Here is a 12,224-nt window from a genome sequence, read left to right on the forward strand (position 1 = left end):
CGAACAGCACGCCGCGGAACCGGAGTGCCCGATGCCGCGTCCTATAACCCAGGAGGCCGATTCTCGGTCGGGGACGGAGAGATTCATGAGTACCGTGCAGGTCCGCTGGTTCGGCCGCACGCGCTGGCTGGTGCTGGTGGCGTTGGTCGTGATCGGCGTGCTCGGAGTGGGTGTGGTGGTGGGGTTGCCGTGGTGGCGGGATCGCACCGCCGCCATAGCGGGGGATCGGCTGGACGGTTTTCCCGCGATCGACCCGGCGACGCTGGATGCGAATTCCGATCGCCTCGTGTCGATTCTGCGTACCGAATACGCGCACCCCGGAAACGGGCCCAAATACGCAGAGGGCGTGGATGAGCCATGGTGTGCCGATTTCGTGAGCTGGACGTTGCGCGAGGCCGGACAACCGCTGTCGAATCCCAATTCCGGCGGGTGGCGAATTCCCGGTGTGTCGACGCTGCAGGAGTATTTCGAAGCGAACGGGCGCTTCGCGGCGGTCGGCTCCGAGTATCGGCCGCGGCCGGGGGATGTCGTGATCTATGCCGCGGGAAGTCCGTTCGGCCAGCACACCAATATCGTTCTCGCGGCCGCCGACCATGCGCTGACCACGATCGGCGGCAACGAGCGGGGTGGCGTTCGTATTCATCGATACGACCCGGCCACTGTTCGCGGTATCGTCGGTTTCGGCCATATGTGAAACGTTTTCGTCCATCGGCGGACGATCTCGATCGGTGGGGAAGGCGCGGCAACACCGGACCCTACGATGAACCCGGCGGCGCCCGGTGGCGCTGTCGCCCGCGGTTCCCGCCTTGCCGGCCGCCGCGCGGCAGGACGGGGATCCGCGTGTGTAGGTGATCGGTGTTGGCGAGGAGTGGGAGCACATGGCACAGCCCGGCGCGCACGACGGATCCGAATGGATCGACTACTCCGAATTCGGCGAGCGGTTCGTCGTCCACGCGGTCAACCGGGACCGGATAGCAGCCGCGGTCTCGGGTATGGCCGGGCGAGGGATGAGTATCGGGCCGTTCTCGATCGGCCCGGCGGGACTGGCCGGGCTGGTGGCCGAGGGCAAGGTCGGCAAGCCGGTGATCGCGCGCAGCGAACCGCATGTCACCTTCGAGGTCCGGGTACCGGTGTCGATGCATCTCACGGTCACACTGGGCGGTCAGCAGTTCCGTGTCGAGGCCACGGTCGAGATCGATCTGACACTGCACGCGCGGACCGCGGATCCGCTGCTGATCGTCATCGATATCCCGCGAGTCCGGGCCCGCGATGTGAGTTTCGCGGTGCGCGCCGAGGCCGTCGGCGCCGCCGTCGACGTCCTGCTGGATCCGATCGCCACCCTGGTGCGCCGTGAGGTCGCCGGCCGGCTGAACCAGATGCTGGCCGATCCGGCGGCGCGGCGCGGCCGGGTGTTCGACGTCGAGGCGATCATGAACGGAACCCGCTCCGAACATCTGCTGCGCACCGACTTCGACTGGATCGGGTACGCGGAGTTCGGGCGGCGGTTCTTCCCGCTGATCGTCACCGCGGACCGGGTCCGCGATGTGGTGGAAGGCCTGGCCGGTCGTGCGGTCGAGGTGGGGCCGATCCGCACCGGACCCGGTGACGCGGCGACCGTCGAGGTCAAGGGGACGGTGCGGATGCCGCGGCTGGCGCGGCCGCCCGGCGACGACCCGGTGTCGTTCGATCTCACCATTCCGGTGGGGCTCGACATCACCGTCGACGTGCTCAAGGCCAATCGCTATCGCGCCGAGGTCGAGGTCGCGCTGGTCCTGGTGGCGCGGGCGGCCGACCCGCTGCTCATCGTGATCGATGCGACGCCGCCGCGCAGTGCCGATGTCACCGTCGAGCTGCAGGCCGAGGGCTGGAGGGCCAAGGTGCTGGGATCGGTCGGCAAGATCCGCCGCCAGATCGCCGCCCAGGTCGCGCAGGTGATCCGGGCCGAACTTGCCGACCACCGGGGACGCACCATCGATGTGGCCGGCCGGATCGATTCCGCCACATCCTGATACCTGTTACTTGTGGTGTTGATGTGACCCGATACGTCTAGCGGTTCACATGTGCATGTGGTGAAATGAGTCCACGTTCGAGGCTTCCGGCGCGTCGATGGCAGCGATGTTGTCGTCGGGGAAGGCGCGCCGGGACACGCTTGCAGTTGTACCGGTCCGCGGGGTGACCGGCATCAGGTGAATTCACGATGCGGCGTTAAGGAGTTTTCGATGCGTTCCGTTCCGATGACCCGGCGCACCCTCTTCGGATACGCCGGCGCGGCGGCCACGGCCGCCGGATTGGCCGCTCTCGCACCCGGCGTACTGTCGCCCACCGCCGGTGCGGCCGGTGCCGAGCTCGGCACCCTGCTCGACTACGCGGGCGGCGTACCCAGCGCCGAAGCGATCCGCGCGGCCGGCCACGCGGGTGCGATTCGCTATGTCTCCGATCGCCGTCCGGGTGCGGAGTGGATGGCCGGAAAGCCGCTGCTGGCAGGCGAGGCCGACGCACTGCACGCGGCCGGACTCACCGTGGTCTCGTGCTACCAGTTCGGTAAGGGCCCCACCGCGGACTGGCGCGGTGGTCTCGAGGCCGGCAAACGCCATGCCGACCGTGGTCTGCAACTGCATCGTCAGGCGGGCGGTCCCGACGGGGTCCCGATCTACGCCTCCATCGACGACAATCCGACACCGGTCGATTTCGCGGCCATGATCGCGCCGTATCTGGAGGGCTGGAAATCGGTCCTCGGCAACGAGAACGTCGGCGTCTACGCCAATGCCCCCACCATCGAACTGGCACAGGTCGCGGGCCTGGGTTCCTGGTACTGGCAACATAATTGGGGCACGCCGAAGGGGTTCGTGCACCCGGCGGCCAACCTGCACCAGATCCAGATCGACGTCGGTGCGGTCGACGGCGTCGGGGTCGACGTGAACAACATCCTCACCGCCGCATACGGACAGTGGTAGGTCTGCCGACCGGGGTCGCCGACGACGCGGGTGAACCTACGTCTGGCAATGGCAGGTGGGGTCGGCGAGCAGATCCGGTTCCTCCGCGACGACCGTCAGGGTGGGTCGCGCTTCGGGCGCGTCGCGCACACCCATCCAGGACAGCAGTGACCATCGTGACAAACCGGAGAACGCCGAGCCGAGGCTGAGGAACGAACCGGCCGACCCCACCGACAGCACCGAGCCGACGCTGCCGACGGACAGCACCGAGTAGGCCGAGCCGATCGACAGGATCGAGCGTTCGGAGCGGATCGACAGAATCGAACGGTGTGAGCGCGTGGACAGGATCGAGCGATAGGACCGCCGCGACATCACCGAGTGCCCCGCTCGGCCACGCCGGCGAGGTGCGGGGCCGGTGTCCGGAGTGGGTGATGTAGACCGTTCGAGCTGATCGACAGTCGCCATACCTAGCGGTCTACCACAGTCGCGTGCTGGTCATGGCACATTGACAGCAAACGGCCCGGAGTGTCGCTTTCGCGATTACTCCGGGCCGGAAATCCGTGGCGGGACGTGCTGTCCCGGCGGGATCAGTGCTGGCTACGGCCGGCCGCGGGCTGCGGCAGCAACTGCGCGGCGGGAGCCGCGGCGGCCTGCGGTGCGACCGGGGCCGCCGCCTGCGAGTTGCCCGCGGCGACCGTGAACAGTCCCAGCGTGGGCAGGAACGAGCAGGTGATCGGCGGCTGATCGGCGGCGGGCTGGGTGGTCAGCGAGCCGGCGACCACCGAGACGACCCGTCCCGGTCCGGTGTCGACGATGGCCGACAGGGTGGCGGGGCCGTCGGGGTTGATATGCGCCTCGTCGGTCAGCGCGACGGTGCCGCCGCGGTGGTTGTCGAGGTTGTACCACTGCACCGTCATCGGCGGGTTCTGCTGCGGGGTCAGGCCTTTGGTGCCCAGCGCGGTGAACACGAAACCGGTCTGACCGGCAGCGGGTCCGGGCGGGGGCAGTTCGGCCGGGCCGGGGACGGCCAGTGCGGTGCCGACCGAGTCGGAACCGGGGCCGATGCAGTTCTTGCCGATGGACGGGTACAGGAACTGCGCGATGGCCGGACCGTTCTTCGGAATGTCCGGGCCGCCGCCACCGCTTCCGTCGAGGAAGGCGACGATGGCCTGCAGCGTCTGCTTGACCTGCGGCGGCAGATTCGCCTGATCGAGCAGGTGGATCGCCTGATCGAGGATGGTCTGCGAGCCGGGGGAGGCGATATTGCCCGCCTGCGCCGCGGCCCCGACGATGGCCGGGGCCAGCGAGGCGATCGCATCGACCGCCACGCCTTCCGGGACCAGCGGGACATCGGCGGCTTGGGGCTTCGGTGCCGGTTCGGCAACCGCGATAGTCGACGCGGCGAGTGTCGCGCCGGCTGTCAGGGCCAGCACGGACAATGCGAACCGCGTTCCTCTGGTGCGAAGCACTGGTGTTGCCGTCCTTAACCTCGGGGTACCTCGTCATGCGATGCAAGAACATCGGGCGATGCGGGGCATCGCTTCGCGACACTTTAGGGATACTGTCGCCGTGTTGTACAGCTGTGGTGTGATCTTGCCTGCAGTCCGCCCCGAATCCGGTCAGCCGACTCGGCGCGTTATCGGAACATAACCCGACTGCCCTGTTACTGAAGTGATCAGTGATGCAAATGTTACAACAGCGGCAGGTGTGCAATTCCGTCCGCGCACGGCATTCCATGCCATCGATATTCGAGGTCGACCCTCCGGCACGTGCCCGTCGGCGGGTTTCGGCCCGCCTCGATCGGTGGGCCGACGAAGCGGAGGGGCCGGGGGAGGGAAAATCGAGGCCGAGGAGGCCGAAACCCCGCCGGAGCGCAGCGGGGACCGAAGATAGAGCACAATGACACGACCCCAGGACCCGACCGAAAGATGCGTGCCGTGACCCGACACCTCCGTCTGGCCGATCGTCGCGTGGCGGGAACTGTTCTGGCCGTATCCGTTCTGGCGCGACTGGTGCTGATGTATGTGCTCCCGCACGGCCTGGACGTGGTGGACCTGCGCGTCTATGTCGAGGGTGCGGCGAATCTGGGTAGCGGGCATCTCTACGACTTCGTGTACGCGGACAAGACTCCGGACTTCCCGCTGCCGTTCACCTATCCGCCGTTCGCGGCGGTGGTGTTCTACCCGCTGCATTTCCTGCCGTTCGCGCTGGTGACGCTGCTGTGGTTCGGCTCGATCGTGGTGGCGCTGTACGCCTGTGTGCGGATCACCCTGTCGCTGTTGTTCGGTGCCGCGGCGGCGGAGCCGAAATGGCGTGCGGCCGCGATGATCTGGACCGCGGTGGGAGTATGGCTCGAACCGACCCGCACGACACTCGACTACGGCCAGGTCAACGTGTTCCTGGTACTGGCCGGACTGGCCGCGGCGTATTCGACGCGCTGGTGGTTGTCGGGGCTGCTGGTCGGGGTGGCCGCCGGGGTCAAACTCACGCCCGGGGTCACCGGGTTCTATTTCCTCGCGCAGCGGCGCTGGGCGAGTGCGGTGTGGTCGGCGGTGGTCTTCGCGCTGACGACCGCGGTGAGCTATCTGATCTCCTCCTCGGAGACGAGGACCTATTTCGGGCCGCTGATCGGGGACGCGAATCGGATCGGCCCGGTCGGATCGGTGGTCAATCAGTCGTTGCGCGGTGCGTTGAGCCGCATTCTCGGTCACGACGCGAGCGCGCCCTGGCAGCTGGCGGGGCATCGCATTCCGTTCGGGCCGTGGTGGCTGGGCGCGGTGCTGATCACGGTCGTGCTGGCCTGGTTCGCCTGGCGCGCGCTGGGATTCGACGATCGGCTCGGGGTGCTGCTGGTGGTGCAGCTGTTCGGGCTGATGGTGTCGCCGATCTCGTGGTCACATCACTGGGTGTGGCTGCTGCCGCTGATGATGTGGCTGGTCTACGGGCCCATGCGCGAGGTGGCCGGCGCGCGTGTCCTGGCCGCGTTCTGGCTGGTGACCACGCTGGTCGGCATTCCGTGGATACTGACCTTCGCCCAGCCCACGATCTGGGAGATCTCCCGGCCGTGGCCGCTGGCCTGGCTCGGCGCGATCTACGTCTTCGGTGTGGTGGCGACCTACCTGTGGATCATCTGGGCTGGAGCGCGACGCGAATCGGGCCGGTCGGAGCCGGCGCCCGCGGCGTCGGACGCGGTCGCGGCGGGCCGGTGACGCTCAGCCCTGGTCGGCGAGCCGGTCGATCTGGCCGGCCAGCGCCAGATCCTTGTGCGTGATCCCGCCCTCGGAGTGGGTGGACAGCGTGAAGGTCACCCGCCGCCAGCGGATATCGATATCGGGGTGGTGATTGACACGCTCGGCGGCCTCGCCGACCCGGCGCACCAGATCGATTCCGCCGAGGAAGGTGGGCGCCTCGACAGTGCGGGAGATACTGGCGCCGACATGCGTCCAGCCGGGCAGTTCACGCAAACCTGCGGCGATCTCGTCATCGGAGAGCAGTGCGGTACCCATACTTCGGTTCTACCCCTGTTGCCACGGATTTCGCACATATCCGGCGTCGAGGGTGAATCTCGGGCGAGTGCGATCGCGGCTCAGGCGGCGCGTGCGTGTTTGAGGGCCTTCTTCAATTCCTTGCCCTTGACCCCGGCCGCTTCGCACTTCTTCATCTTCGCGACAACGAACGGACATTTCAGGCATCGCGTCTTCTTGCGACAGCATTTCTTCTTCGGTTTGAGGTGTGCGACCTCTTTGGCCTTCACCTTGCCCATGGCCCCAACCCTATCCAAGTGCGATGCCGACAACGGCCGCCGACCGGGTTTCGGTACTGTGTACCTGGCCGCATGCCCGGTGGGGCGATATCGCTGCACGCAGACTTGCTCGACGCGACAGCCCACCCGTCTTGTCCGGACCCGCTACGGCGCGGGTCGGCCGCAGTCCATTCATTCAGCAGGAGGATTCAACGTGTCGTCTGTCGAGTTCCGCAATGTCGCCATTGTGGCTCATGTCGACCACGGCAAGACGACGCTGGTCGACGCCATGTTGCGGCAGTCCGGCGCGTTCGCCGAGCGGGCCGAGCCGGTCGACCGGGTGATGGACTCCGGCGATCTCGAGCGCGAGAAGGGCATCACCATTCTCGCCAAGAACACCGCGGTGCATCGCCACCACGGTGACGGCAGCGTCACCGTCATCAACGTCATCGACACCCCCGGCCACGCCGATTTCGGTGGTGAGGTCGAGCGTGGCCTGTCCATGGTGGACGGCGTCGTCCTGCTCGTCGACGCCTCCGAGGGCCCGCTGCCGCAGACCCGGTTCGTACTGCGCAAGGCGCTGGCCGCCTCGCTGCCGGTGATCCTGGTCGTGAACAAGACCGACCGCCCCGACGCCCGGATCGAGGAGGTCGTCGAGGAGAGCCACGATCTGCTGCTGGATCTGGCCTCCGATCTCGACGACGAGGCGTCCGAGGCCGCCGAGCTGGCCCTGGATCTGCCGGTGCTCTACGCCTCCGGCCGCGAGGGCAAGGCCTCCACTCAGCGCCCCGACAACGGCAGCGCACCCGATGCGGAGAATCTCGACGAGCTGTTCGAGGTGCTGCTGAAGTACGTGCCCGCCCCCAAGGGCGACGCCGGCAAGCCGCTGCAGGCGCATGTGACCAACCTCGACGCCTCGCCGTTCCTCGGCCGCATCGGCCTGGTCCGCATCCACAACGGCACCCTGCGCAAGGGCCAGAACGTGGCCTGGATGAGCGCCGAGGGCACCAAAACCGTCAAGATCACCGAGCTGCTGCAGACCATCGGCGTCGAGCGCAAGCCCGGCGAGGAGGCCGTGGCCGGTGACATCGTCGCGGTCGCGGGCATCCCGGAGATCATGATCGGCGACACCCTCGCCGACACCGAGGACCCGGTCGCGCTGCCGCGCATCACCGTCGACGAGCCGGCCATCTCGGTCACCATCGGCACCAACACCTCCCCGCTGGTCGGCCGCGTCCAGGGCCACAAGCTCACCGCTCGGATGGTGAAGTCGCGCCTGGATCAGGAACTGGTCGGCAACGTGTCGCTGCGCGTGCTCGACATCGGCCGCCCGGACGCCTGGGAGGTCCAGGGCCGTGGTGAGCTGGCGCTGGCCATCCTGGTCGAGCAGATGCGCCGCGAGGGCTTCGAGCTGACCGTCGGCAAGCCGCAGGTGGTCACCAGGCAGGTCGACGGCAAGGTGCACGAGCCGTTCGAGGAGCTGACCATCGACTGCCCGGACGAGTACCTGGGCGCGGTCACCCAGCTGCTGGCCGCCCGCAAGGGCAAGATGGTGCAGATGAGCAACCACTCCGCCGGGTGGGTGCGCATGGAGTTCATCGTCCCCTCGCGCGGTCTGATCGGTTTCCGCACCGACTTCCTCACCGAGACCCGGGGCACCGGTATCGCCAACGCCGTGTTCGACGGCTACGCGCCGTGGGCCGGGGAGATCCGCGCCCGCCACACCGGTTCGCTGGTCTCCGACCGCAATGGTTCGGTCACCCCGTTCGCCATGATCCAGTTGGCCGACCGTGGCCAGTTCTTCGTGGAGCCGGGCGCCGATACCTACGAGGGTCACGTGGTCGGCATCAACCCGCGTGCCGAGGATCTCGACATCAACGTCACCCGCGAGAAGAAGCTGACCAACATGCGGTCCGCGACGGCCGATGTGTTCGAGACGCTGGCCAAGCCGCTGCAGCTGGATCTCGAGGGCGCCATGGAGTTCTGTGCCGCCGACGAGTGCGTGGAAGTGACTCCGGAGATCGTGCGCGTGCGCAAGGTCATCCTGGGCGCCACCGAGCGGGGCCGGGAAGCGTCGCGACGCAAGGCCCGCGATCGCGCGGCCCAGGGGGCCTGACACTGTGTTTTCCGGCGGTGTCCGCGTCGGCCCTGCGCGGTTGCGCAAGCTGCCATCTCCGGTCCGCCGCGCGTCCCGCTAAGGTTCCGATCGTGAAGTCGGGAGTAGGTAGCCGCGCCCTGCGGCGTGTGGCGGTACTGGTGCTGGTGCTGGCGGTGGGCATGCTCACCGCCTGCACCGCGAATCCGCCGCCGCCGATCGAGAGCACCGACAGTCCGAAGACCACCCCGGCCAAGCCGACCAAGTCGACGGTCGTGGTGGCGGTGGACGACATCGGCATCGGCTTCAATCCACATCTGCGCTCGAACCAGTCGCCGGCGACCAATGCCGTTGCCTCGATGGTCTTTCCGAGCCCGTTCCGGCCGGTGCCCTCGCCGACGGTGCAGGGCGGCACCGACTGGGTGCCGGATACCTCGCTGATGGTGTCGGCGGATGTGACCGCGCCCGATCCGTTCACCATCACCTACAGGATCCAGAACCAGGCGTCCTGGTCCGACGGTGCGCCGATCGCGGCCGAGGACTTCCGGTATCTGTGGCAGCAGATGATCACCCAGCCCGGTGTGGTGGATCCGGCGGGCTACCGGTTGATCACCGATGTCGCCTCCTCGGAGGGCGGCAAGACGGTCACGGTGACCATGAGCCAGCCGTATCCGGCCTGGCGGCAACTGTTCTCGGATCTGCTGCCGTCGCATCTGCTGAAGGACTCGCCCGGCGGATTCCAGAAGGCGCTCGCGGTGGAGCGCGGCCTGATCGACCAGAACCCGATCTCCGGCGGCCAGTTCCGCGTCAAGCAGGCCGATTCCGGCCGCGAGGAGATCCTGCTGGAACGCAACGACCGCTACTGGGGCACCCCGGCGGTGCCGGATCAGATTCTGTTGCGGCGCGGGGGAACTCCCGCGCAACTGGCCGAATCGCTGCGTGCCGGCGATGCCCAGATGGCACTGGTGCACGGTGGCGTCGCGACCCAGGCGCAGTTGGCGGCGATTCCGGCGGTACGGACCGCGATCATGCCGCAGGCGCGCGAGATGCAGCTGACGTTGAACGGACGCGCCGGCGATCTGTCCGATCCGCGAGTGCGGCACGCGGTGCTGGGTCTGCTGGATCCGGCGCTGCTGGCATCGGTGGGCGCGGAGACCGGAGCGTGGGTCGATCCGGTGCGCGCGCAGATCCTGGCGCCGTCGGATCCCGGGTATGCGCCGACCGAGCCGCCGCGGATGTCCCCCGATCAGGCGTTCGGCCTGCTCGCCGAGGCCGGATTCGGGCGCGCGCCCGAGCCGCCGACCTCGGGCAATCCCACGACTTCTCCGGCGCCGCAGCCGCGTCCGGTCGCCAAGAACGGCCGCACCCTGACCATGCGGATCGGGGCGGTGGACAAGGATCCGACCACGCTGGCGGTGGCCAATACCGCCGCGGACCAGCTGCGCAGCGCCGGTATCGACGCCTCGGTGCGCAGTCTGCCCGCCGACGAGCTCTACGGTAAGGACCTGATCGACGGCACCGTCGACGCGGTGGTCGGCTGGGAGCGCGCCGGTGAGGATCCGGCGACGATGCTCGCCTCGCGCTACGGCTGTCCGCCGGTCGCGGTCCCCGGTCAGAGCGACACCTCGCAGGTCGATGCCGCGCACAAGGCGCCGGGCAATGTCTCCGGCGTCTGCGATCCGTCGCTGCAGCCACAGATCGATGCCGCCCTGCGCGGGGTGGATGTGCCCAAGGCGATCGGCGACGCGGAACCGAAGCTGTGGGATCTGGCCACGGTGCTGCCGATCGTGCAGGACACCGGGGTGGCGGCGGCCAGCTCGCGGATGGACGGGGTGTCGCTGAGCGGATCCATCCAGGTGGGGATCTTCGGCGGCGCGGGGACGTGGCGGCGGCTGTCGTGACCGATACCGGCGGCCTGGTGCTGGTCCACGCCCACCCCGACGACGAGACCATCACCACCGGCGGCACCATCGCCCATTATCGGCGGCGCGGGATCCCGGTGACGGTGGTGACCTGCACCCTCGGCGAGGAGGGGGAGGTGATCGGCGACCGCTGGCAGGGATTGACCAGTGCGCACGCCGATCAGCTGGGCGGATTCCGCATCGGCGAGCTCACCGCCGCGTTGACCGCGCTCGGGGTCGAGGCGCCGCACTTTCTGGGCGGCGCGGGACGCTGGCGCGATTCGGGGATGACCGGGACGACCGCCGATCCGAAACCGATGGTGCCGACCCATCCGCGCGCCTTCGTGGATTCGGGGCCGGAGGCGGTGGCCGAGCTGACAGAGGTGCTGCTGGCGCTGCGTCCCCGTGTGGTGGTCGGCTACGACCCGCGGGGCGGATACGGCCATCCCGACCACATCCGGGCGCATCGGGTGACGATGGACGCGGTGGCCGCGGCGGCCGAAAGAGGCTGGGACACACCGAAGGTGTACTGGACGGTGACCGATGCCGAGGTGCTGCGCCGGCATACCGAAGCGCTGGCCCGCCGCACGGTGGACCGACTGCCCGGTGCGTTGCCCAGCGGCTGGCGCCTGCCCGCGGTCGGCGAACTGGCCGGGGTGGCCAGCGAGTCCGTGACCGCGACGATCGATGTGTCGGGTGTGCTGGGGGCCAAGCGGGCCGCGCTGCGCGCCCATGCCACCCAGGTCATGGTGGCTCCGTCCGGTCGCGAATTCGCGCTGTCGAACAATATCGCCCAACCGGTGCTGCCGGAGGAGCACTACACGCTGGTCCGCGGCCGGCCCGGTCCGACCGGGCCCGGTGGTCACGAGGACGACCTGTTCGCCGGTTCGGACTGAGTTGCGGGCCGGATCGAGTACGCGGTTGTCTCGGCAGCTGACCGGCTTACACTGCTCGCATGTACAACTGGAGCGTGCAGGACGCCATCGCCGCGTTCGTCGAAAGCCAGAAGCCGAACTGGCAGGCGCAGCATGATCTGTACCTGTCGGTGCTCTACGGATTCGTCGATATGCAGAGTCACCTGCTGACGCTGCTCGGCTTCCCGCCGGTGCCGTGACGGCCGCTACGACGAGCCGGCCCGCGGAGGTGCCCGGCGGCCCCCGGTATGCCTGGTCGGTGGTGGGCGGTCTGCTCGCGGCGGTGCTGGTGTTCGACGGATTGCTCTCGGTAGTACTCGAGGTGCTGTATCTGCCGCTCTATCTCGGCGCCACCCCTTTTCCGATCGCGGCGTTGGTCGCCGCGGTGGTGAATGTGCTGCTGATCATGGGTATGCGCGTGGTGGTGTCGCGTCCGGCCGCGATGTCGCTGCCGGTGATGGCGTGGCTGTTCGGATTCCTGATCTGCTCGACCACGGGGCCCGGCGGCGATGTGTTGCTCACCGACAGCTGGACCTCACCGTTGCTGCTGGCCTGCGGCATCGTGCCGGTCGGGTTGTACCTGTTCTGGCAGTCGTTCCTGCGTCCGAAGGATTCGGCGCCCGCGCGCTGACTCATGAT

General features: G+C 68.3%; 13 protein-coding genes. 9 read left to right on the forward strand and 4 right to left on the reverse strand.

The window, feature by feature from the left end:
• The first annotated feature begins 85 nt into the window (after nt 1–85).
• From LKD76_RS06850 to LKD76_RS06860, 3 genes are all read left to right on the forward strand, one after another.
• Complete coding sequence (locus tag LKD76_RS06850; RefSeq protein ID WP_227980136.1) at nt 86–694, forward strand: CHAP domain-containing protein; 609 nt, start codon at nt 86–88, stop codon at nt 692–694.
• A gap of 184 nt (nt 695–878) precedes the next feature.
• Nucleotides 879–2,009: a hypothetical protein gene (locus LKD76_RS06855; protein ID WP_227980137.1), complete on the forward strand. Its 1,131-nt coding sequence runs from the start codon at nt 879–881 to the stop codon at nt 2,007–2,009.
• Between the two features lie 210 nt (nt 2,010–2,219).
• Nucleotides 2,220–2,954: a DUF1906 domain-containing protein gene (locus tag LKD76_RS06860; RefSeq protein ID WP_227980138.1), complete on the forward strand. Its 735-nt coding sequence runs from the start codon at nt 2,220–2,222 to the stop codon at nt 2,952–2,954.
• Between the two features lie 36 nt (nt 2,955–2,990).
• On the opposite strand, the gene LKD76_RS06865 is transcribed toward LKD76_RS06860, so the two are convergent.
• Nucleotides 2,991–3,305, reverse strand: coding sequence for a hypothetical protein (locus LKD76_RS06865; RefSeq protein ID WP_227985123.1), 315 nt, complete (start codon nt 3,303–3,305; stop codon nt 2,991–2,993).
• Between the two features lie 215 nt (nt 3,306–3,520).
• A complete protein-coding gene (locus LKD76_RS06870) occupies nt 3,521–4,366 on the reverse strand; it encodes an Rv1157c family protein (protein WP_227985124.1) in 846 nt (281 codons plus the stop codon).
• 495 nt (nt 4,367–4,861) lie between these two features.
• Between LKD76_RS06870 and LKD76_RS06875 the strand changes: the two genes are divergently transcribed.
• Nucleotides 4,862–6,142 (forward strand): mannosyltransferase, encoded by a 1,281-nt coding sequence (locus tag LKD76_RS06875; RefSeq protein WP_227980140.1) that lies wholly within the window; start codon nt 4,862–4,864, stop codon nt 6,140–6,142.
• Between the two features lie 3 nt (nt 6,143–6,145).
• On the opposite strand, the gene LKD76_RS06880 is transcribed toward LKD76_RS06875, so the two are convergent.
• Both LKD76_RS06880 and LKD76_RS06885 read right to left on the reverse strand, forming a co-directional pair.
• A complete protein-coding gene (locus tag LKD76_RS06880; RefSeq protein ID WP_227980141.1) occupies nt 6,146–6,439 on the reverse strand; it encodes a 4a-hydroxytetrahydrobiopterin dehydratase in 294 nt (97 codons plus the stop codon).
• Nucleotides 6,440–6,519: 80 nt separating this feature from the next.
• Nucleotides 6,520–6,696, reverse strand: a complete 177-nt coding sequence (locus LKD76_RS06885; RefSeq protein WP_227980143.1) for a hypothetical protein — start codon at nt 6,694–6,696, stop codon at nt 6,520–6,522.
• A gap of 193 nt (nt 6,697–6,889) precedes the next feature.
• Here LKD76_RS06885 and typA point away from each other — a divergent pair, with 193 nt between their 5' ends.
• From typA to LKD76_RS06910, 5 genes are all read left to right on the forward strand, one after another.
• Nucleotides 6,890–8,791 carry a translational GTPase TypA gene (typA, locus tag LKD76_RS06890; RefSeq protein ID WP_227980145.1) on the forward strand — a complete coding sequence of 634 codons (1,902 nt, stop codon included), beginning with the start codon at nt 6,890–6,892 and terminating at the stop codon, nt 8,789–8,791.
• A 161-nt stretch (nt 8,792–8,952) separates the two neighbouring features.
• Nucleotides 8,953–10,671: an ABC transporter family substrate-binding protein gene (locus tag LKD76_RS06895; protein WP_227985125.1), complete on the forward strand. Its 1,719-nt coding sequence runs from the start codon at nt 8,953–8,955 to the stop codon at nt 10,669–10,671.
• Nucleotides 10,668–11,567 carry an N-acetyl-1-D-myo-inositol-2-amino-2-deoxy-alpha-D-glucopyranoside deacetylase gene (mshB, locus tag LKD76_RS06900; protein WP_227980147.1) on the forward strand — a complete coding sequence of 300 codons (900 nt, stop codon included), beginning with the start codon at nt 10,668–10,670 and terminating at the stop codon, nt 11,565–11,567. The genes LKD76_RS06895 and mshB overlap by 4 nt, the downstream gene beginning before the upstream one ends.
• Before the next feature lie 59 nt (nt 11,568–11,626).
• A complete protein-coding gene (locus LKD76_RS06905; RefSeq protein WP_227980149.1) occupies nt 11,627–11,785 on the forward strand; it encodes a hypothetical protein in 159 nt (52 codons plus the stop codon).
• On the forward strand, nt 11,782–12,216 hold the full coding sequence (locus LKD76_RS06910) for a hypothetical protein (RefSeq protein WP_227980150.1): 435 nt from the start codon (nt 11,782–11,784) through the stop codon (nt 12,214–12,216). Before LKD76_RS06905 ends, LKD76_RS06910 begins: the two co-directional genes overlap by 4 nt.
• Nucleotides 12,217–12,224: the final 8 nt, after the last annotated feature.

It is taken from the genome of Nocardia spumae (genome assembly GCF_020733635.1).
GTDB classification, from domain to species: domain Bacteria; phylum Actinomycetota; class Actinomycetes; order Mycobacteriales; family Mycobacteriaceae; genus Nocardia; species Nocardia spumae.

Bases quoted from the DNA above. Each gene is read 5' to 3' on its own strand.
- LKD76_RS06850 (WP_227980136.1), top strand. From the start codon at position 86: ATGAGTACCGTGCAGGTCCGCTGGTTCGGCCGCACGCGCTGGCTGGTG.
- LKD76_RS06855 (WP_227980137.1), top strand. From the start codon at position 879: ATGGCACAGCCCGGCGCGCACGACGGATCCGAATGGATCGACTACTCC.
- LKD76_RS06860 (WP_227980138.1), top strand. From the start codon at position 2,220: ATGCGTTCCGTTCCGATGACCCGGCGCACCCTCTTCGGATACGCCGGC.
- LKD76_RS06865 (WP_227985123.1), bottom strand. From the start codon at position 3,305: ATGTCGCGGCGGTCCTATCGCTCGATCCTGTCCACGCGCTCACACCGT.
- LKD76_RS06875 (WP_227980140.1), top strand. From the start codon at position 4,862: ATGCGTGCCGTGACCCGACACCTCCGTCTGGCCGATCGTCGCGTGGCG.
- LKD76_RS06880 (WP_227980141.1), bottom strand. From the start codon at position 6,439: ATGGGTACCGCACTGCTCTCCGATGACGAGATCGCCGCAGGTTTGCGT.
- LKD76_RS06885 (WP_227980143.1), bottom strand. From the start codon at position 6,696: ATGGGCAAGGTGAAGGCCAAAGAGGTCGCACACCTCAAACCGAAGAAG.
- LKD76_RS06895 (WP_227985125.1), top strand. From the start codon at position 8,953: ATGCTCACCGCCTGCACCGCGAATCCGCCGCCGCCGATCGAGAGCACC.
- LKD76_RS06905 (WP_227980149.1), top strand. From the start codon at position 11,627: ATGTACAACTGGAGCGTGCAGGACGCCATCGCCGCGTTCGTCGAAAGC.